The following is an 18,710-nucleotide window of genomic DNA, read 5'->3' as shown; positions in this document are numbered from 1 at the left end:
CCATGAAGGAATTCGCCGGAAAGATCGCCGTCATCACCGGAGGCGGCACGGGCATGGGCCGCGAGCTGGCGCGCCAGCTCGTTGCCGAGGGCTGCAATGTCGCGATGTGCGACGTCTCCGCCGAGGCGATGGCTGAAACCAAGCAACTGTGTGAGGCAACCAAGCTGCCGCAGGGCCTGCGCGTCACCACGCACATCGCCGACGTCGCGATCGAGGATCAGCTCAAGCGGTTTCGCGATGAGCTGATCGAGCAGCAGGCGACCGACAAGATCCATCTGTTGTTCAACAACGCCGGCATCGGCGGTGGCGGCAGCCTGTTCACCAACACGCGCGAGCAATGGGAGCGCACCTTCAACATCTGCTGGGGCGGCGTCTATCTCGGGGTCCGCACTTTCATGCCGCTGCTGCTGAAGGCCGACGAGGGCCACATCATCAACACGTCCAGCGTCAACGGCTTCTGGGCGTCGGTCGGCCCCGGCGTATCGCACACTGCCTACGCTGCCGCCAAGTTCGCGGTGAAGGGATTTTCCGAGGCGCTGATGACGGATCTGCGGCTCAACGCGCCGCATATCAAGTGCTCGGTCGTGATGCCCGGCCACATCGGCACCTCGATCGTGTCGAACTCGCGCAAGATCCAGAGCGGGAGCGAGACCGAGCGCCTGACCGATGTCGAGATCGGTGTGACCCGCGAACGGCTCAAGGGCATGGGCACCGACACCTCTGCCATGTCGGATGAGGACATCCAGCAACTCGCGCTCGACCGCGCGCGATCGTTTCATGATGATGCGCCGACCACGGCGGCGGCCGCCGCGAAAATCATCCTCGACGGCGTCAAGGCTGATCGCTGGCGCATCCTGGTCGGCGACGACGCTCACAAGCTCGACGAGCGCGTGCGCAAGACGCCGGAGGAGGCGTATACGCTCGATTTCTACCAGAGCTATCGGGACGAGGTCGGCTGGAAGCTGGCCTGAGGGGCTGATCTGAATAGCGACCAGGGCCGGAACTCAACAAGAGTTGTTGGCTCAGCTAAGCGTGCCACGCTGACGGAAAACGCCGCGTGGCGGTACGGTCTACCACGTCTCGCCGGTTCAGCGGGGTAGTCCGACCTGTACCTTGGGATAGTATTCTGCGGGTTCGAAGCGGACCTAAGCTGCTACCACAACGGAGCATCAACCATGAAGATCGTCGTGATCGGTGGCACCGGCCTGATCGGCTCGAAGACCGTCGCCATTCTGCGCCAGGGCGGCCATGAAGTCGTCGCCGCCTCGCCCAAGAGCGGCGTTAACGCGGTCACCGGTGAGGGACTCAAGGAGGTCATGGCGGGCACACAGGTGGTGATCGACCTGGCCAATTCGCCCTCATTTGAAGACAAGGCGGTGCTCGAATTCTTCGAGACCTCCGGCCGCAACCTGCTCGCCGCCGAGGCCGCGGCGAACGTCCGGCATCATGTCGCATTGTCGATCGTCGCGATCGACCGGACCGACAATGGCTATTTCCGCGCAAAGGTCGCCCAGGAGAAACTGATCGAAGCCTCCGGCATTCCATACACCATCGTTCGCGCGACCCAGTTCCTGGAGTTCGTTCGCGGTATCGCGGATTCAAGTGCGGATGGAAACACAGTGAGGCTCCCGCCTATCCTGTTCCAGCCCATCGCGGCGGACGACGTTGCTGCCAACGTTGCCGATCTGGCACTCGCGGCGCCGCGAAGCGGTATCGTGGAGATCGCCGGACCGGAACGAGCGCCGCTCAACGACATCATCGCCCGCTATCTGAAGGCGGTTGGCGACCCGCGCGAAGTCGTGAGCGATCCCGAGGCCCGATACTGGGGCGGTCGGGTTGACGAGCACTCGCTGGTGCCGTTGGGCGAGGCGCGCCTCGGCCGCATCGGTCTCGACGAATGGCTTCGCCGCGCAAAGGCCTGATTCCGCATCAGCTCCTGGGCAATGAACGAAAGAGGCGATTATGGCAACCAAACTCGTTGCGCTGGTTCTTCTGTGCTTGATGACCGGAACGGCGGCAGCTCAGGCCCCCAAGGTGACGCCGCTCATGTCCAAGGATCTTCCGGATAATCCCGGCAAGGAAGCTTTGATGATCACGGTCGAGCATGCGCCCGGCGGGTCGAGTGCTGTCCACCGACACAACGCACATGCGTTTGTTTATGTGCTGGAGGGCTCCGTCGTGATGCAGCTGAAGGGTGGACAACCCGTGACACTGACAGCAGGTCAAAGTTTCTATGAAGGCCACGATGATGTTCATGTCGTCGACCGGAACGCAAGCAGCACCCAGCCGGCGAAATTCCTGGTGCTCTTGATCAAGGACAAGGGAGCGCAGGCGCTCGTGCCCGCGCAGTGACTGCTACAGCCGTGGAATGGCCGTGCCCGATATTTGCTGCGCTCTAAGCAGAGCGTGCGTCAGACAATGTCAGGCCCGCGCCACTCGCTGGCGCGAGCCGGGCTTGTAGGCGAGGCGGGTGTGGCCGGCGCAGTAGGGCATACCCTTGAGCGGCGTGTTGCCGCAAAAGCAGAAGTCGTCCGCGCCGGGCGTGCTGATCGGCCAGCGGCAGCGCTCATGGCTGAGTTCGAGCAGTGAGCAGGGCCGCTCGCTGGCGATCGGGGCGTCGGGGGCCGGCTGCCCGTTCTGGTAGACCACTTGCAGCATCCGGTACTGCGCGCGGGGAACGGATTTCGGGCTGCGTTCCTTCGTGGTCCCTTGCAGATGCTGTTCGATATTGGTCGGCCCGCGGGTCAAACCGAGCCGTGTCAATTTGCCGATCACGGCGTTGCGGCTGACGCCGATGTGAGCGGCGATCTCGCGGCATGAGAGGCCGGATTCGAAATGTTGCTTGAGGAGTTCGACGCGCTCGGTGGTCCAGGTCGGTATGTTTGCGAACATGCTTGCGGTCCCAAATTCTTTGAGGAACCGCCGCGTTCCTGTCTCCCGTCAGCGAATTTTCCGCTGGCGTGCCATCAAGGCCTGCCATTGTCGCGGATCGACAGCAGCCCGTCCTTGATGGCGAGCCGGATGCCTTCCTCGATCAGGGTCTTCGCAACGCCGGGAACGCTAGTGCCGTGGGTACCCTGTCTCACCAGTTTTTCGAGATAGCTGATGGTCGAGAGCGCCAAGGTCACGGGAATGCGGTCGGTTTCGGCTTTTTCTGTAGCCATGCAAGAACGCTAACTTTTAAACGCTGTACTGAAAAGTATCTATTTAGACTCTATTAAGTTTCATGGGGATAAGTCAATTGCCGCCTGAGTCGCAGTCTATCTCCTTGTAACGGCATCGAAAAAATCGACCGCTGCCAGGCAGGGGCTGATCTTGAACACCGCTGCGCGCCCAGCGAGCGGGGTCGACGGCGCCAACGCAGCCGCGGCGAAACGATCCAGCGCCTCGCTCATTTCCCGATTGCCTCAGGCCGTATGCACAGTCGATGCTGCTGCGGACGAGGGACAATCCTGCGATGACGATCACCAACGGTCTCTACTCGATCCTGACCGAAATGATGGAGGGCGGGCGTGGCCACGCCAGCGGCGTCATCGTTCTGCTGGATGGCAGGATCGTCGGCGGCGACTCGCATTTCTATTATACCGGCTCCTACACCGCTGACCGCGGCAAATGGCGCGGCGAACTGACCACCACCCAGCACACCAAATCGGCTGGCGTGCTGCCGCTGTTTGGCGGGCGCGAGGTCACCACTGGCTTCAGCGGCACCTATGCCACCGATAGCGCTGACGTGCAGGGGGCGGCGCTGGTTGGAAAGACCAGCGTCAGGATTCGTTCCAGGTTGGAGCTGCTTTCGCCGCTGTGACGGCGCACCGCGTCACGGTCATCAGCCGTGCACGACGCTCTTTGCAATCATGCAGTGGATGCCCTTGGAGCCGTTGACCGTCTGCGTCACCCGCAGGTCGGCGGCGAGGCTGCACAGCGTGTAGGCGTCCTCGCGCGACAGGTTGCGCTTCTCGCCGAGCAGCACGATCATGTCGCGCAGCGCGCGCACCACGCATTGGTCGAGGTCGGGGTCCATCGCCATGGTCATGTAATGATCAGGCGTTTCCGCGCGCGGATAGTCCAGCCGGAGATCCTTGCGCAGCGTCAGCCGGAAACGGCCCTGCAGCGCGGTTTCGATCGCGGTGACGCAGACTTCGCCGTCGCCTTGCACGCCGTGGCCGTCGCCGCAGGAAAACAGCGCGCCGGGCACGAACACCGGCAGATAGAGTTTGGCGCCGGCCCCTAGCTCCTTGTTGTCCAGATTGCCGCCCATCGCGCGCGGGATCAGCGAGGTGATGCGGCCCCAGGCCGGCGGCGGCGCCACGCCCATCACGCCGAAGAACGGTTTGAGCGGAAGGTCGAGCCCCCACGGCATCCGGCCGACCATCCGCTCGCGGTCGAGCGGAATGTTCAGAAGCCGCGTGTCGGGGAAATCGTCGGGCAGGGTGCCGGACAGCGGCTTGATCAGATTGTAGCCCCAGTCCTGCCGGAGCTGGACGTCGAGAATGTCGACCTCGAGCACATCACCGGGCGCGGCGCCTTCCACCGCGATCGGGCCGGTCAGGATATGACCCGGCACCATCCGCTCGTTCTGGGCGTGCACATCGGCAAGCTCCGGCGGCACGTGGAATTTGCTGCGGTCCGGCACCACGTCGGGGCCGCCGGTGATGGTATCGACCGTGACCTCATCGCCGCTGGCAATGGTCAGGACCGGCTTCAATTTCGCTTCGAAAAAGCCCCAGTGGCAGGTCATGGGGCTGGAATGCAGGTGATGATGGGTCATGGGGGACCTTCTTGTCGGTGTTGTCTCGTCCTATTTGTCATTGCCGGGCATAGTAGTCTGCTTGCGCAGACTACGTAAACTTGTCTGCGCCCCGGCAATCCATCATTTTCGCATGACGCTTTTTGCGAAGAAGATGGATACGCGGGTCAAGCCCGCGTATGACGAGCCGGAAATCCAAGAGGCCTTCCTTGTTCTTTGTTCTCTCCAAAACGCTCGGCTACATGCTGATGCCGACGAATTTCCTGATCGGCGTCGGTTTCATTGGCGCCATCCTGCTGCTGACGCGCTTTGCATCGCTCGGCCGCAAGCTCGTGATGGCCTCGGTGCTGCTGCTGGTGATCTGCGGATTGTCACCGCTCGGAAACCTGTTGCTCTATCCGCTGGAGCAGCGCTTTCCACGATGGGAGGTCGGAGCGGGCGCGCCGCCGGACGGTATCGTCGTGCTCGGCGCATCGATCGAGGCTGACATATCGGCTGCGCATGGCACGCCGGTGGTGCGCAGCGCGCCGGACCGCATCATCGCGGCGGCGGCGTTGGCGCACCGCTATCCGAATGCGCGCATCGTCTTCACCGGCGGCAGTGCCAACCTGATTTCGAACGACGCGCGCGAGGCCGATTTCGCCGGCGCGGTTTTCGAGAGCCTCGGCATCGCAAAATCGCGGCTGATCATGGAGCGGGCATCACGGAATACGCTGGAGAATGCCCAGTTCTCGAAAGCGCTGGTGGCGCCGAAGGACGGCGAGCGCTGGTTGCTGGTGACCTCGGCCTTTCATATGCCGCGATCGGTCGGCCTGTTCCGAAAGGCTGGATTTGCGGTCGAGGCCTATCCGGTCGATTGGCGGGTCGGCGACCGCGCCGACCTGATGAAGTTCTCTAACGCCATTCTTGATGGCCTCGGACGGACCGAAACCGCGGCGCGCGAATGGATGGGCCTGGTTGCGTACCGGGCCACCGGCAAGATCGACGATTTGCTGCCGGGGCCGGCGCCGAAGTAGAGGTCGCAACAGGCGACCGGCCGGGCTAGAATTGACGCCAACAAGCGCAGCGCGCCGATCCAGGGAGTTTACGCCATGCAACAGCAAACGCCGCCGGAAGCGTTCGATTTGAACGGCATGGCTGCCGACCTGATCAGCCTGTTGCGGCTCCGGACCACCGTGATCGGCATCAAGATGTTCGCAACCGTCGAGGAGATGGCGGCAATCCCGAAGATCCGGCGGCCGTCCGCGGTGCACACCACCGACCAGATTGTCAGCATGGCTTCAAGGCTCGGCTGGACCGTCGGCATCACCGGCGAAGACCTCGTCGGCGCGCAATGCCGCGCCGTGATCGGGCTGGCGCCAACCGACGAGAAATTTCTCGAAGGAAAGAATTACGTCGGTGTCTGGCATGGCACGGAGGAAGACGCGCGGCTGCGCCAGGAAGCACTCGATGTCGTGCCATATGGCAAATACCAGGCGATGGCGGTGAGCCCGCTCACCAGCGGACGGCTCAATCCGCCGGATATCTGCCTGGTCTATGCCACGCCGGGCCAGATGATCATCCTGATCAACGGGCTGCAATACACCGGTTACAAGAAGTTCGAATGGGGCGTGGTCGGCGAGACCGCCTGCGCGGATTCCTGGGGGCGGGCGCTCAAGACCGGCGAGCCCTCGCTGTCGCTGCCGTGCTTCGCGGAACGTCGCTATGGCGGCGTGCCCGACGAGGAAATGCTGATGGCACTGCAGCCCGCGCATCTCGCCAAGGCCATTATCGGCATGAAGCAACTGGCGAAAAACGGCCTGCGCTATCCGATCGCGCCCTATGGCATCCAGGCCGACGTCCGCGCCGGCATGGGCGTTTCGTATGCTAAGAAATAGCCTTGCGAAATGAAGGGGAAACCGTCATTGCGAGCGCAGCGAAGCAATCCATAGCCACCAAGTAAGATAGCCACCAAGTAAGTATGGATTGCTTCGTCGCTTCGCTTCTCGCAATGACGAGTATTAGGGAACTAAAACATGTCTTCGTCGAAATTCGACATCGTAGTCTACGGCGCTACCGGCTTCACCGGCCAGCTTGTCGCTGAATATCTCGCCGCGCATTACAAGGGCGACAGCAGCCTGAAATGGGCGATGGCCGGGCGCAGCAAGGACAAGCTCGCCACGGTGCGCGATGCGATCGGCGCGCCGTCGGATACGCCGCTGATCGTGGCCGACGCGTCAGATGCTGCGTCGTTGAAGGCGATGGTGGCGCAGACGAAATCCGTGATCACCACCGTCGGCCCGTATCAGTTTTACGGCAACGAGCTGCTTGCGGCCTGTGTGGAGTCGGGTACCGACTATTTCGATCTCTGCGGCGAGCCGCTGTGGATGCGCGAGATGATCGACAAGCATGAAGCCGCGGCGAAGGCGAGCGGCGCGCGCATCGTGTTTTCGTGCGGGTTCGACTCGGTGCCGTTTGAGCTCGGTGCTTTCTTCGTGCAGGAGGAAGCCAAGCGGGTGTTCGGTGCGCCGGCTTTGCGCGTCAAGGGTCGCGTGCGCGATATGCGCGGCACCTTGTCCGGGGGCACTGCCGCCAGCGCCAAGGCGACCTTCGATGCCGTAGCCAAGGATCTCAGCCTCGTTGCGATCCTCAAGGATCCGTTCGCGCTGACGCCGGGATTCAAGGGGCCGAAGCAGCCGCCGGGCAGCAAGCCGTCCTATGAGGAAGACCTGCAGTCCTGGATCGCGCCCTTCATGATGGCGCTCATCAACACCCGCAACGTCCATCGCTCGAACATGCTGATGGGCTTTCCGTACGGGCAGGAGTTCGTCTACGACGAAATGGTGCTGACGGGTGCTGGCGAGAAGGGCGAGGCCAACGCCAAGCTCGTGATGGCCGCAAACACCGAAAAGACCGGTCCGGGCGCGCCCAAGCCGGGCGAGGGGCCGTCGAAGGAAGAGCGCGAGAACGGCCTCTATGATCTGCTCTATGTCGCGATCGCCCCCGATGGCCGCCAGGTCCGTGCGGCGGTCAAGGGTGACCGCGATCCCGGCTATGGCTCGACCTCCAAGATGATCTCGGAATGCGCGATCTGCCTGCTGCGCGATACACCTGATGTGCCCGCCGGGATCTGGACGCCGGGCGCGGCGATGCAGCACAGACTGATCAAGCGGCTGGTCGACAACGCTGGCCTCACGTTCACCGTGGAGAAGTAGCTCCAGTTTTCGAGCATCATCTTCCCGGAAGTCAGACAATGTCTTCGTCGAAACTCGACATCGTCGTCTATGGAGCCTCCGGCTTCACCGGCCAGCTCATCGCTGAATATCTCGCCGCGCATTACAAGGGCGACGGTAATCTGAAATGGGCGATGGCCGGGCGCAGCCTGGACAAGCTCGCTGCCGTGCGCGACGCGATCGGAGCGCCGGCCGATACCCCGCTGATCGTTGCCGATGCCGGCGATCCCGCCTCGCTGAAGGCGATGGTCGGCCGAACCAGATCGGTGATCTCGACCGTCGGTCCGTATCAGCGCTATGGCTCCGAACTGGTCGCAGCCTGCGTCGCGGATGGCACCGACTATTTCGACCTTTGCGGCGAGGCGCTCTGGATGCGGCAGATGATCGACACGCACGAGGCGGCCGCAAAGTCGACCGGTGCACGCATCGTATTTTCCTGCGGCTTCGATTCGCTGCCGTTCGAACTCGGCGTGTTCTGCGTCCAGCAGGAGGCGAACAAGAGTTTTGGCGCACCGGCCAACCGCGTCAAGGGCCGGATCCGCGACATGAGCGGCACGTTGTCCGGTGGTACCGCCGCGAGCACCTGGGCGACGTTCGCGGCTGCCGCGCAAGACCTCAGTCTGGTCGCCCTGTTGAAGGATCCATTTTTGCTGGCGCCGGGATTTGAAGGCCCGAAGCAGCCGCGCGGGAACAAGCCGCTGTTCGACGATGATCTCGGCTCGTGGACGGCGCCCTTCGCGATGGCGACCATCAACACCCGCAACGTGCACCGTTCCAATTTTCTGATGAACTTTCCGTACGGCAAAGACTTCGTTTATGACGAGATGGTGCTGACCGGTGCGGGAGCGCAAGGCGAAGCCAACGCCAAACAGCTCGTCGCCGCCGTCAACGCCGAGAGGATGGGCGGCGCAAGCGGCCTGAAGCCCGGCGACGGTCCCTCGAAAGAGGTGCGGGAGAGTGGTTTCTTCGATCTGCTGTTCGTCGCACTCGCGCCCGACGGCAAGCAGGTGCGGGCTGCCGTGAAGGGTGACCGCGATCCCGGCTATGGCTCGACGGCGAAGATGATCTCCGAATGCGCGATCTGCCTGCTGCGCGATGCGCCTGATGTGCCCGCCGGCATCTGGACGCCGGGGGCGGCGATGCAGCACAGACTGATCAAGCGGCTGGTCGGCCATGCCGGCTTGACGTTCGGCGTGGAGAAGTAGGCTTTGCGACCGCTACGCCGAACGGGGATCGTACGCGTACATAAATTCCATCGCCCGTGCGCCGAGCGGAAGCATCAGTTTCATCATCCGGTCACGGATCCAGGCGCCGGTCGGACTGAACTCGCGCTTGCTGTTGCCGTTGCGGCGCGCCAGCGCCACGATCTTTTCGGCGCGAGGGCGGCGCTCGGCCTCGAAATTCTGGAATGTCAACGCGAGCTCCTGGCGGGTCTGCATCAACCGGCCAAGCCGCAGCGCGTCTTCCAGCGCCAGCGAGGCGCCCTGGCCGGCATGCGGGCTGGTGGCGTGCGCGGCGTCGCCAATGAGCAGCGTCCGCTGGCGCGACCAGGTCGGCAGGGTTGCGACGTCGAGCGTGTCCGTGACCACGATGTTCTCGGCGGCATCGATGATTTGCAGAATCGGATCGTGCCAGCCGGCGTGGAATTTCCGCAAATGCTGCCGCAACTGGTCCTGGCTCATGGCGCGGAACGTCGCGGCACTGGCGCCATGCGCGGGCTGCGTGCTCCACCACATCAGGCCGTCGTTGGGATCGGAGCTGCAGAAGCCATAGCCGAAGAACCCGCTTTGCCCGAACGTCGTCACCACGCGCTGGCCGATCGGCGAATTCTCGATCACCGCGCGTGGCACAAAACCGCCAAAGCCGATCAATCCTGTATCGAACGGCTTTGGTCCGTCCGGGATGACGTGGCCGCGGACGGCCGAATGCACGCCGTCGGCGCCGATGACAAAATCGCCCTCGGCAAAGCTGCCGTCGGAAAAATGCGCCACGACCGGCTGGTCGGCGCGATCCTCGATTCCCACCAGCCGCTTCTCGAACCTGAGCTCGACATTGGCGCACCAGGCCTTGTTGACCAGCAATTCATTGAGCGTGGCGCGGCACATGTTGACCGCGGGCTGGCCGAAGCGTTCTTTCATGTTGCGGTTGAGCGAGCCGAGGCGGTCGCCTCCTTGCGAATAGAAGTCGAAGGATTCGGCGACCGACCCGCGCGCGATCATGTCGGAGGCGAGGCCGATCTCGGCCAGCACATGCATGCCGTTCGGCGCGATCTGCAGGCCGCCGCCGATCCCGGCCGAGTAGGGCCAGGCCTCGAACACCTCGGCATCGATGCCGGCCTGCTTCAGGAAGATTCCGGTCACGGGACCTGCGATGCCACCGCCGATGATCAGGGCTTTGGGACGTTTGGTCATGCCTTGCTCCATGCATCCGTGGGGTGGTAGGAAATATCAGCTGCTAATTATCTTAGTAGCTAAGATAATGATGGACTAAGATATGAAATCGACCGTGTCAAGGCCGAAGGCGCGGGCCGCGCTGTTGCAGGAACTGGAAGAGGCGATGCGGCGGTCGTCGGCGCAGGGCGTGATCTTTGGGCAAACCGTTGCCAATGTGGCCGGAATTTCCGGTTCCGACCTCGAATGCCTGGATTTTCTCAATCTCGAGGGCCGCGTCACCGCCGGCCGTCTTGCCGAGGTCACGGGGCTGACCACCGGCGCCATCACCGGCGTGGTGGACCGGCTCGAGAAGGCCGGCTTCGTGCGTCGCGAGCGCGACGCGACCGACCGGCGCAAGGTCTTTATCGCGACCGTGCCTGACAACGTCGCGCAGATCGGGCGGTTCTACGTGCCAATGCAGCAGGCGATGCACAAACTATGGAGCACCTATTCGGAAGCGGAACTGCAATTGCTGCTGCGCTTCGCGAGCGAGAGCTACAAGTCGGTGCTGGGAGCGACCGAGGCGCTGAAGGGATTGATCGACGCGCCGAAGGAGAAAGCGCCTAAGAAGCTGGGACGGCCGCGCCGTTGAAGGTCTGGCCGGCGCGGGCCTTGTAATGCTCGGCGGCGACGAACATGCCCCACATCAGCCCCAGCATCATCCAGAAATGCCGCCAATGGTCGGTGTCGATGATAAAACTCTCGCCGACGGTGCCGAGATAGGCGGCGAAGATCGCGAGATAGGCGCGCTGCCAGGGCGCGCGGACGAATATGTAGCGAAAGCCGTTCAGCGCCGTGACGAACACCAGCGCCGGGTAGCAGACGCCGGAGAGCCAGCCGCCCGACATGAATGCGTTCAAATAGGAATTGTGGGTGTCCTCGGGAAAGTAGCGGGTGAACTGCAGCGGACCTATTCCGAACGGCAGATCGAGCGCCATGTTGGCGCCGAGGATGTAGCGCCCGAACCGGCCGAAGCGGCCGGAGTCATAGCTTTGATCGAAACTGGCGCGCTGCTTGAACATCTGCGCGATCGAGTCGAACGACAGCAGCACCGCCACCAGCGCCGCTGCGAGGATCGCAGCGACAAGCGCGATCATGATGATGCGTGAACGCTGCGCCTGCGACCGGCTGGTCAGCACCATCAGCGCCAGCATGAACATCGAGGTCAGGATCAGCCCGCCCCAGGCCGCGCGCGAAAACGCCAGCAGGATCGCCAGCGACATGATGCCGAAGGCGACGGTGTTGCGCAGCGACTTTCCGAGTTTGTCCGAGACCACGCTTTGCAGGCAAAACAGCGCCGGCAGGATCAGGAACGCGCCGAGCACGTTGGGGTCCTTGAAGGTGCCGCGGGCGCGATCGTACAGCGTCAGGAGGTCGCGTCCGCCCGGGACGAGGTTGAAATACCCGGCGACACCCAGGCTCGCCGCGATCATTGCGCCGACGACGAGCCCGCGCCTGAGCATGTCGAGCCTGGCTGCGGTATCTTCGGCCACCACCATCGCGAACAGCATCACGGTGATGGCCATGTACCAGGAGGTCGCGATCCACATGCTGACATTGGGCCGGTCGATCACGGCAATGGCGCTGATCGTGTAGCCGGTGTTGAGCAGGAACAGCGCCAGCAGCAGCGGAATGAACACCAGCCGCATCCGCAAGCCGCCGGTGGCAAAGAAGATCAGCGACGCCAGCAGCGTTGCGATCTCATAGGGGCTGGGCTCGATGAAGACGATGGCCCCGGACGCGCCGACCAGCCATACCATCGCGCGCTGCACCGCGAGCACGCCCGGCGCGGCCGTCAACGATGGAAGGGATCCCTCGGCTGTCGCCGCATACGCCATTCGATACTCACGCACTAGACGCTACAACCGCTACTTCCGTCATTGTCTGCAACAAACGCGGAGCGTTTGTGCATGAGAGCGAAGCGAAGCAATCCATCTATCCGCTATGCCGCGCCATGGATTGCTTCGCTGCGTTCGCAATGACGGCAGGTAGTCCTCAGAAACTCAATAAGCGTTCTCGTTTTTCGTCATCAGCGCCAATGGCGTCCTGAGCAGAATGAAGAGGTCGAACAGCACCGACCAGTTCTCGATGTAATAGAGGTCGAACTCGACGCGCTTCTGGATCTTCTCGTCGGTGTCGACTTCGCCGCGCCAGCCGTTGATCTGCGCCCAGCCGGTGATCCCGGGCTTGACGCGGTGGCGCGCGAAATAGCCGTCGACGGCCTCGTCGAACAGCCGGCTCTGCAATTTGCCCTGCACGGCGTGCGGGCGCGGGCCGACCAGCGACAGGTTGCTCTTGAACACGACGTTGAACAGCTGCGGCAGTTCATCGAGGCTGGTCTTGCGGATGAAGCGCCCGACGCGGGTGACGCGGGCATCGTTCTTGGTCACGACCTTGGAGGCGGTGGGATCGGCGAGATGGTGGTACATCGAGCGGAACTTGAAGACGTCGATGCGCTCATTGTTGAAGCCGAACCGCTTCTGGCGGAAGATCACCGGCCCGGGACTGTCGAGCTTGATGGCGAGAGCGACCAGCCCCATGACGGGCAGCGCCAGCATCAGGATCAGGAAGCCGACGACGTGGTCGAACAGCCACTTCATCACCAGATCCCAGTCGGTGATCGGCGCCTCGAACACGTCGAGCGTCGGCACCTCGCCGAGATAGGAATAGGAGCGGGGACGGAAGCGCAGCTTGTTGGTGTGCGCCGACAGGCGGATGTCGACCGGCAGCACCCACAGCTTCTTCAGCATTTCCAGGATGCGCGTCTCGGCCGAGATCGGCAGCGCGAACAGCACGAGGTCGACGCGGGTGCGGCGGGCGAATTCGACGATGTCGTCGACCTTGCCGAGCTTCGGGCTGCCGGCGCAGGTTTCCAGCGCGCGGGCATCGTTGCGGTCGTCGAACACGCCGAGCACGTCAATATCGGAATCATGCTGGGTCTTGAGCGCCTCGACCAGCTGCTCGCCGTTCTGGTCCGAGCCCACCACGATGGTGCGGCGGTCGAGCCGGCCCTGCCGCGCCCAGCTGCGCACCAGCGCGCGCAGGAAGGCGCGTTCGATCAGCAGGGCCGCAAGGCCGACGACGAAGAACGATGCGAGCCAGATCCGCGAAATCTCGCTGCCGAGCTTGACGAGGAAGGAGGCGCCGATGAACAGCAGGAACACGAAGGCCCAGGACGAAATCATCCTTGTCATCTGCCGCAGCTGGCCGCGGAACACCTGGACTTCGTAGATGTCGGCGGCCTGGAAGCAGATCACGGCGGTCGCCGTCATGCCGACGATCGCCGCGACATATTCCCAATGGAAACCCTTGAGGCGCACGACATAGGCGAAATAGAGCGCAAGGCCGATCAGGCTGAGCATGACGAAATCGACCAGGCGCACCGCGCCCGCGATCACGATCGGCGAATAGGCGCGGCTGACTTTCTGGTTGGTGACGGCAAGGGCTGCCGGCGACAGCCGGCGGCGCCGTTCGATCGGCGGGCGTTCACCGGTAGCGGTCGCCGCGGCCGTTGCTGCCGCGGCGTCTAACATCGAGCGAGCGTTAAGCGGTTCCACTGTCCAAGTCCGATCGTTGATTCCGTTCTTAGGCCGGCACATAGGGACGCGCCTGCCGATGCGGAATTCCCTGCCATCCGGCTTAAGGGACAAATCGGAAGAAACAGTTACGTTGGTAAAGAACGGTTAACGATTGGCAAACGCGTCGCGGTAGCCGGTCAATACACCCTCGACCATCGCCTTCTGCGAGAAGTGCTGGAAAATTCGCTCGCGCAGGGATTTGGCCCGCTCCAGCGTCGCCGCCGGATTCTCCAGTGCAACCTCGATCGCGTCCGCCATCGCCGCGGCGATGTTGGGGGCGAACAACGCCTCGGTATGAGAGCCGAAAATCTCCGGAATGCCGCCGACATTGGCGGCCACCATCGGAATTCCCGCCGCCGCGGCCTCGATCACGACATAGGGCATGGAATCGCCGCGCGAGGGAACCACCAGCAGCGAGCCCTTGGAAAAGCCGTAGCGCGCCTTGACGTGGCCGATGAAGCGGATGGCCTCGCCGAGGCCGAGCCGCTGCACTTGGGCCTTCAAACTCGCGCTTTCCTCGCCGTCGCCGGCGAGCGTCAGCGTCACCGGCCGGCCGTCGGCGCGCAGACGGGCCACCGCGTCGATCAGCAGGTCGGCGCCCTTGATGTGCCGGAACTCGCCGACATAGATCACGTCCGTGGCGTCCTCGGCCTTGACGACCGGGTCGAATTCATTGGCGGTGACGCCGTTGAACACGCAGCGCACCAGCCCCTTCGGGGTGCCGATGGTGCGCTGATAGGTGTTGCGCGCAAACGCGCTTTCGAACAGGAACAGGTCCGTCGAGTCCATCAGCGCGCGCTCGAGGCGGGCATAGAAGTTGCCCTTGAGCGTCGACAGCGGGTAATGCAGCGACCCGCCATGCGGCGTATAGACCCGGATCGTATCCCTGGCGGCGATCTTGGAACGTATGAACACACCGGCCTTGGCGCCATGGCCGTGCAGCACGTCCGGTTTCAGGTTCCGGACCAGGCGCAGGAAGCGCACCCATGCCAAGGTGTCGCTGGGGCGCGGTTCGCGGTGGATGGCGACGCGATGAACGCCGAGCTTGAGACGAGGGGCGATTTCCGCCAGCGCCTGCTCGGCGCGCTCGCCGCCGGTGAGGCTGTCGGCGATGATGCCGACGTGATGGCCTTTATCGGCCTGGCCGTTGGCGAGATCCAGGATATGGCGAAAAATGCCGCCCACCGGGGCGCGCGTCGCGTGCAGGATACGAAGGGGCTGACCGTCGATGATAGGCATAATCAGAACCAGCGTTCGCCAACGAGCACCGTATCGCCCGGGCTGATGGACGTTCCCGGCGGCACCACGTAGCGCGCCGTTCCGGATCCGTCGGTGTGCGTGACCGTCACCCGGTCGCGCAGCGCGCGCGGCGAGAAGCCGCCAGCGATGGCAACGGCGCTTTCAACGGTCATGTTCGGTACATAAGGGTATTGTCCGGGCGCCGCCACTTCGCCGAGGATGAAGAACGGCCGATAGGCCTCGACTTCGACGGCGACCGAGGGCTCGCGGATGAAACCGCGGCGCAGCCTGGCGCCGATGTCGGCGGCCAGCCCCGCGGGCGTGCTGCCGCGCGCCGGGACCGAACCGATCAGCGGCATCGTGATCGAGCCGCTGGCATCGATCGCATAGGTGTTGGTGAGGCCTTCCTGGCCGTAGACCACGACGCGGAGCTTGTCGCCAGTATCCAGATGATAGGCCGCGTCAAAGCGCGGCGCCGCCGGTTCGGCATAGGCCACCGCAACAGGGGCAGGGCCAGCATAGGGCGCCACGGCAACCGGCGTGGTCCGGCCCATGCAGCCCGCAAGCGCCAGCGCAGCAACCAGACATGGGATCGTGGCGAGTGCGCCTCGCATGGGGGAGAATCCTGAAAAAGTATCCGCCCGATTAAGGGCGTTCATGGTTAACAAAACATGACCGCAGCCCTGCGGGGCGGTCATTGCAGCTCGCAATTCGCGCGGATTAACCCAGCAGCAACCTTAATGGAGTGTAATCGCCGGGCTTCAGGTAGAGTCGTGGCGTTTTCGAGCGAAAACGCGTCACGATTTTAAGTAGCGTCCGCGGGAGTGTGCGATGCGTTTTGCGTTTTGGCGTACGGGCAGGGTCAAGGCCGTGTTGGAGCGGGCGCTTCCAAAGCCCGCACCAGCTGTCGCCAAGCCCGTCGCCACCGAGCCCGCCGTCGCCAAATCTGCCGTCACCAGGCAGGTCGCCGCGCCGGAGTCCGGCGATCTCGACCTGCACGCGCTGGGGCAGGCCCTGATCCGCAAGCGCGGCTGGATCGTCGTCCCGACGGTGCTGGCGCTCGTGCTGTCGATCGCCGCCGTCAACATGGTCACCCCGCGCTACAAATCCGAAGCGCGCATCCTGGTCGATGGCCGCGAGAACGTGTTCCTGCGGCCGAACGGCGAGCGCAATGAAGAGCGCAACACGGTCGACGCCGAGGCGGTGACCAGCCAGGTGCAGCTGCTGTTGTCGCGCGATCTGGCGCGCGAAATCATCAAGAAGAACAAATTGGCCGAGCGCCCGGAATTCGATCCGGTGCTGCAGGGCTTTTCGCCGCTGAAGTCGCTGCTGGCGCTGTTCGGAATCGGACGCGATCCGTTGTCGCTGACGCCGGAAGAGCGCGTGCTGGACGCCTATTTCGAGCGCTTCACGGCGTATGCGGTGGACAAGTCGCGCGTCATCGTCATCGAATTCCAGTCGCGCGATCCGGAGCTGGCCGCGCGCGTCGCCAATTCGATCGCGGAAGGGTATCTGGCGTTGCAGCAGGGCGCGCGCCAGGACCAGGCGAAATCCGCCAGCGGCTGGCTGTCGGGCGGTATAGAGGATCTGCGCAAGAAGGTCTCGGAGGCGGAGTCGCGCGCGGAAGATTTCCGCTCGAAGTCGAGCCTGTTCATCGGCACCAACAACACCTCGCTGTCCAACCAGCAGATGGGCGAGATCAACACCCAGCTCAACAACGCCCGCGCGCTGAAGTCGGATGCCGAGTCCAAGGCGCGCATGATCAAGGACATGCTTCAGAGCGGCAAGCCGATCGAGGCTTCCGAAGTGCTCAATTCCGAATTGATCCGCCGGCTGTCCGAACAGCGGGTGACGCTGCGCGCGCAGCTCGCCGAACAGTCGTCGACGCTGCTCGACGGTCACCCCCGCATCAAGGAACTGAAGGCGCAGCTCGGCGATCTCGATCGCCAGTTGCGCGAGGAGGCGAGCAAGATCTCGCGTTCGCTCGAGAATGACGCGCGCCTCGCCAGCGGCCGGGTCGATAGCCTGAGAAACGAACTTGACCAGGTCAAGAAGCAGGCGTCCGCATCCAACGGCCAGGACGTGCAGCTGCGCGCGCTGGAGCGCGAAGCCAAGGCGCAGCGCGATCTCCTGGAATCCTATCTGGCGAAATACCGCGAGGCCGCCGCCCGCGAAAACATCGAGGCCGCGCCGGCCGATGGCCGCATCATCTCGCGCGCCACCGTTTCGAATACGCCGGCCTATCCGAAGAAGCTCCCGATCGTGCTGATCGCGACGCTGGCGACCTTGCTGCTGACGTCAGGCGCGATCGCGACCGGCGAACTGCTGCGCATGACCGCGCCGCGCGCGGCCGCCGCAGCTTCTCCCAGCGCCGTGGCTCCGACCGCGGAATCGGTTCGCGTCTCCGCGCCTCCGACTGCACCGTATTTCGAGCCTCATGATGATTTCGGGCCGGAACCTGAACATCCCGTGACGGACGACTCAAAGCCTGCCTTCAGTGAACCCCGCGCCGAACTCGCGGCAGGGATCGAAGAAATCGAGCAACTGGCCGATCGGCTCGCCCAGGCGGGCGGGGCGGCGCGCAAGGTAACGGTCCTCGGCACCGCGTCGAGCGAAGGCATCACGCTGACCGCCTTGACCCTGGCGCGCCTGATGGCGCGGCAGGCCAAGATCGTGGTGGTCGATCTGACCGCGGCTTCGCCGACGATGACGGCGGTCTCGGTCGATCCGGCGGCGCCCGGGCTCGCCGAACTGATGCAGGGCGAAGCAACCTTTGCGCAGATCATCACCAGGGACCGGCTGTCACGCGTCCATCTCGTCAGCGCCGGACGTCCGGGCTTCGATCGCTCGCAGCTGCAGTCGCCGCGGCTGACGCTGGCGATCGACGCGCTGCTGCGGGTCTACGACCATGTGTTGCTCGATGCCGGCTCGGCCTCCGACCTGCCGGCGGAACTACTGACCGCGCATGCCCGCGCGGTCGTGGTCCCCGACGCCTCGATGGATTCGGACGCCCGCAGCATCATGTGCGATCAGCTCCGGGCCGTCGGCTTCTCCGACGTCACCATGCTGCGCAAGCCGTGCCAGCCCTCGGACGCTGTCGAACGCAGCCCGCGCGTGGTGGCGGCGTAAGGGTGCGGTCAACCACCGTCATTGCGAGGAGCACTTGCGACGAAGCAATCCATCTATCCGTTATGCCGCGATATGGATTGCGTCGCTGCGCTCGCAATGACGACAGGACGGGTTTCGCTGCGCTCTACCCATCCTACGAGCGGGCTGCGTCGCCTCGTGCGCAAGCGTAATCTTGCGGCCAGCGTGCGACAAAACAACCCGACGGGCAAATCAGTTCTGATTTACGGAAATCGTGTCAAGCCCCAGAATTAAAAATATTTCTGTTTACCAGAAGTAAAATCAGGTGCATATCTTTGGCCATCCCGTCCTACTCAGAAGGGCGTCGGCCGTCGTCACGGACGTTGGGCGGGTTGCGGTGGACGCTTGTTTGCGC

19 protein-coding genes are annotated in these 18,710 nt (G+C 63.7%); 10 read left to right on the top strand and 9 right to left on the bottom strand.

All coding sequences use genetic code 11. The features are described 5' to 3' along the window. The first annotated feature begins 2 nt into the window (after positions 1–2). The 3 genes from JQ600_RS33520 to JQ600_RS33510 all read left to right on the top strand — a co-directional run bounded on the left by JQ600_RS33520 (position 3) and on the right by JQ600_RS33510 (position 2,352). Positions 3–971 carry an SDR family oxidoreductase gene (locus JQ600_RS33520; RefSeq protein ID WP_211999953.1) on the top strand — a complete coding sequence of 323 codons (969 nt, stop codon included), beginning with the start codon at positions 3–5 and terminating at the stop codon, positions 969–971. Positions 972–1,175: 204 nt separating this feature from the next. Next, the gene (locus tag JQ600_RS33515; RefSeq protein WP_212388373.1) at positions 1,176–1,922 is read left to right on the top strand and encodes an SDR family oxidoreductase; all 747 of its coding nucleotides are present in this window, start codon (positions 1,176–1,178) and stop codon (positions 1,920–1,922) included. Positions 1,923–1,962: 40 nt separating this feature from the next. Continuing rightward, complete coding sequence (locus JQ600_RS33510) at positions 1,963–2,352, top strand: cupin domain-containing protein (protein ID WP_212388379.1); 390 nt, start codon at positions 1,963–1,965, stop codon at positions 2,350–2,352. A 69-nt stretch (positions 2,353–2,421) separates the two neighbouring features. On the opposite strand, the gene JQ600_RS33505 is transcribed toward JQ600_RS33510, so the two are convergent. The 3 genes from JQ600_RS33505 to JQ600_RS37315 form a co-directional block, all read right to left on the bottom strand. After that, complete coding sequence (locus tag JQ600_RS33505) at positions 2,422–2,892, bottom strand: GcrA family cell cycle regulator (protein WP_212388382.1); 471 nt, start codon at positions 2,890–2,892, stop codon at positions 2,422–2,424. A 74-nt stretch (positions 2,893–2,966) separates the two neighbouring features. After that, the gene (locus tag JQ600_RS33500) at positions 2,967–3,164 is read right to left on the bottom strand and encodes a hypothetical protein (RefSeq protein ID WP_212037720.1); all 198 of its coding nucleotides are present in this window, start codon (positions 3,162–3,164) and stop codon (positions 2,967–2,969) included. 96 nt (positions 3,165–3,260) lie between these two features. Beyond that, entirely contained in the window at positions 3,261–3,395 is a 135-nt protein-coding gene (locus JQ600_RS37315; RefSeq protein WP_283814717.1) for a hypothetical protein, read from the bottom strand. A gap of 62 nt (positions 3,396–3,457) precedes the next feature. Between JQ600_RS37315 and JQ600_RS33495 the strand changes: the two genes are divergently transcribed. Further along, complete coding sequence (locus JQ600_RS33495; protein ID WP_249136219.1) at positions 3,458–3,805, top strand: GrlR family regulatory protein; 348 nt, start codon at positions 3,458–3,460, stop codon at positions 3,803–3,805. A gap of 21 nt (positions 3,806–3,826) precedes the next feature. Here the strand turns inward: JQ600_RS33495 and JQ600_RS33490 are convergent, their stop codons facing one another. Beyond that, positions 3,827–4,768, bottom strand: coding sequence for an acetamidase/formamidase family protein (locus JQ600_RS33490; RefSeq protein ID WP_212263592.1), 942 nt, complete (start codon positions 4,766–4,768; stop codon positions 3,827–3,829). A 188-nt stretch (positions 4,769–4,956) separates the two neighbouring features. Here JQ600_RS33490 and JQ600_RS33485 point away from each other — a divergent pair, with 188 nt between their 5' ends. The 4 genes from JQ600_RS33485 to JQ600_RS33470 all read left to right on the top strand — a co-directional run bounded on the left by JQ600_RS33485 (position 4,957) and on the right by JQ600_RS33470 (position 9,164). After that, on the top strand, positions 4,957–5,763 hold the full coding sequence (locus tag JQ600_RS33485; RefSeq protein WP_212388385.1) for a YdcF family protein: 807 nt from the start codon (positions 4,957–4,959) through the stop codon (positions 5,761–5,763). Between the two features lie 75 nt (positions 5,764–5,838). Next, on the top strand, positions 5,839–6,624 hold the full coding sequence (locus JQ600_RS33480; protein WP_212388388.1) for a DUF169 domain-containing protein: 786 nt from the start codon (positions 5,839–5,841) through the stop codon (positions 6,622–6,624). Positions 6,625–6,762: 138 nt separating this feature from the next. After that, positions 6,763–7,941 (top strand): trans-acting enoyl reductase family protein, encoded by a 1,179-nt coding sequence (locus JQ600_RS33475; protein WP_212388397.1) that lies wholly within the window; start codon positions 6,763–6,765, stop codon positions 7,939–7,941. A 38-nt stretch (positions 7,942–7,979) separates the two neighbouring features. After that, on the top strand, positions 7,980–9,164 hold the full coding sequence (locus JQ600_RS33470) for a trans-acting enoyl reductase family protein (RefSeq protein ID WP_212388399.1): 1,185 nt from the start codon (positions 7,980–7,982) through the stop codon (positions 9,162–9,164). A 12-nt stretch (positions 9,165–9,176) separates the two neighbouring features. Here the strand turns inward: JQ600_RS33470 and JQ600_RS33465 are convergent, their stop codons facing one another. Further along, positions 9,177–10,370 (bottom strand): NAD(P)/FAD-dependent oxidoreductase, encoded by a 1,194-nt coding sequence (locus JQ600_RS33465; protein ID WP_212388402.1) that lies wholly within the window; start codon positions 10,368–10,370, stop codon positions 9,177–9,179. An 82-nt stretch (positions 10,371–10,452) separates the two neighbouring features. Between JQ600_RS33465 and JQ600_RS33460 the strand changes: the two genes are divergently transcribed. After that, positions 10,453–10,983: a MarR family winged helix-turn-helix transcriptional regulator gene (locus tag JQ600_RS33460; protein ID WP_249136218.1), complete on the top strand. Its 531-nt coding sequence runs from the start codon at positions 10,453–10,455 to the stop codon at positions 10,981–10,983. Here the strand turns inward: JQ600_RS33460 and JQ600_RS33455 are convergent. From JQ600_RS33455 to JQ600_RS33440, 4 genes are all read right to left on the bottom strand, one after another. Next, positions 10,955–12,229 (bottom strand): O-antigen ligase, encoded by a 1,275-nt coding sequence (locus tag JQ600_RS33455; RefSeq protein ID WP_212388405.1) that lies wholly within the window; start codon positions 12,227–12,229, stop codon positions 10,955–10,957. The two genes, JQ600_RS33460 and JQ600_RS33455, sit on opposite strands and share 29 nt — an antisense overlap. Positions 12,230–12,394: 165 nt before the next feature. Next, the gene (locus JQ600_RS33450; protein ID WP_212263585.1) at positions 12,395–13,924 is read right to left on the bottom strand and encodes an undecaprenyl-phosphate glucose phosphotransferase; all 1,530 of its coding nucleotides are present in this window, start codon (positions 13,922–13,924) and stop codon (positions 12,395–12,397) included. Positions 13,925–14,074: 150 nt separating this feature from the next. After that, positions 14,075–15,208, bottom strand: coding sequence for a glycosyltransferase family 4 protein (locus JQ600_RS33445; protein WP_212263584.1), 1,134 nt, complete (start codon positions 15,206–15,208; stop codon positions 14,075–14,077). Between the two features lie 2 nt (positions 15,209–15,210). Continuing rightward, positions 15,211–15,822: a polysaccharide biosynthesis/export family protein gene (locus tag JQ600_RS33440; protein ID WP_212388409.1), complete on the bottom strand. Its 612-nt coding sequence runs from the start codon at positions 15,820–15,822 to the stop codon at positions 15,211–15,213. A gap of 217 nt (positions 15,823–16,039) precedes the next feature. Here JQ600_RS33440 and JQ600_RS33435 point away from each other — a divergent pair, with 217 nt between their 5' ends. After that, the gene (locus JQ600_RS33435) at positions 16,040–18,337 is read left to right on the top strand and encodes an exopolysaccharide transport family protein (RefSeq protein WP_212388413.1); all 2,298 of its coding nucleotides are present in this window, start codon (positions 16,040–16,042) and stop codon (positions 18,335–18,337) included. The last annotated feature ends 373 nt before the right edge of the window (positions 18,338–18,710 follow it).

Origin of the sequence: Bradyrhizobium sp. AUGA SZCCT0176 (assembly GCF_018130145.1) — a bacterium.
GTDB lineage: Bacteria > Pseudomonadota > Alphaproteobacteria > Rhizobiales > Xanthobacteraceae > Bradyrhizobium.
This window is presented reverse-complemented; position numbering and strand designations above follow the sequence as displayed.

Coding starts and splice junctions, on each gene's coding strand:
- JQ600_RS33500 (WP_212037720.1), bottom strand. CDS start 3,164: ATGGCTACAGAAAAAGCCGAAACCGACCGCATTCCCGTGACCTTGGCG.
- JQ600_RS33495 (WP_249136219.1), top strand. CDS start 3,458: ATGACGATCACCAACGGTCTCTACTCGATCCTGACCGAAATGATGGAG.
- JQ600_RS33470 (WP_212388399.1), top strand. CDS start 7,980: ATGTCTTCGTCGAAACTCGACATCGTCGTCTATGGAGCCTCCGGCTTC.
- JQ600_RS33510 (WP_212388379.1), top strand. CDS start 1,963: ATGGCAACCAAACTCGTTGCGCTGGTTCTTCTGTGCTTGATGACCGGA.
- JQ600_RS33475 (WP_212388397.1), top strand. CDS start 6,763: ATGTCTTCGTCGAAATTCGACATCGTAGTCTACGGCGCTACCGGCTTC.
- JQ600_RS33480 (WP_212388388.1), top strand. CDS start 5,839: ATGCAACAGCAAACGCCGCCGGAAGCGTTCGATTTGAACGGCATGGCT.
- JQ600_RS37315 (WP_283814717.1), bottom strand. CDS start 3,395: ATGAGCGAGGCGCTGGATCGTTTCGCCGCGGCTGCGTTGGCGCCGTCG.
- JQ600_RS33505 (WP_212388382.1), bottom strand. CDS start 2,892: ATGTTCGCAAACATACCGACCTGGACCACCGAGCGCGTCGAACTCCTC.
- JQ600_RS33435 (WP_212388413.1), top strand. CDS start 16,040: ATGCGTTTTGCGTTTTGGCGTACGGGCAGGGTCAAGGCCGTGTTGGAG.
- JQ600_RS33490 (WP_212263592.1), bottom strand. CDS start 4,768: ATGACCCATCATCACCTGCATTCCAGCCCCATGACCTGCCACTGGGGC.
- JQ600_RS33440 (WP_212388409.1), bottom strand. CDS start 15,822: ATGCGAGGCGCACTCGCCACGATCCCATGTCTGGTTGCTGCGCTGGCG.
- JQ600_RS33520 (WP_211999953.1), top strand. CDS start 3: ATGAAGGAATTCGCCGGAAAGATCGCCGTCATCACCGGAGGCGGCACG.
- JQ600_RS33445 (WP_212263584.1), bottom strand. CDS start 15,208: ATGCCTATCATCGACGGTCAGCCCCTTCGTATCCTGCACGCGACGCGC.
- JQ600_RS33465 (WP_212388402.1), bottom strand. CDS start 10,370: ATGACCAAACGTCCCAAAGCCCTGATCATCGGCGGTGGCATCGCAGGT.
- JQ600_RS33450 (WP_212263585.1), bottom strand. CDS start 13,924: ATGTTAGACGCCGCGGCAGCAACGGCCGCGGCGACCGCTACCGGTGAA.
- JQ600_RS33515 (WP_212388373.1), top strand. CDS start 1,176: ATGAAGATCGTCGTGATCGGTGGCACCGGCCTGATCGGCTCGAAGACC.
- JQ600_RS33455 (WP_212388405.1), bottom strand. CDS start 12,229: ATGGCGTATGCGGCGACAGCCGAGGGATCCCTTCCATCGTTGACGGCC.
- JQ600_RS33460 (WP_249136218.1), top strand. CDS start 10,453: ATGAAATCGACCGTGTCAAGGCCGAAGGCGCGGGCCGCGCTGTTGCAG.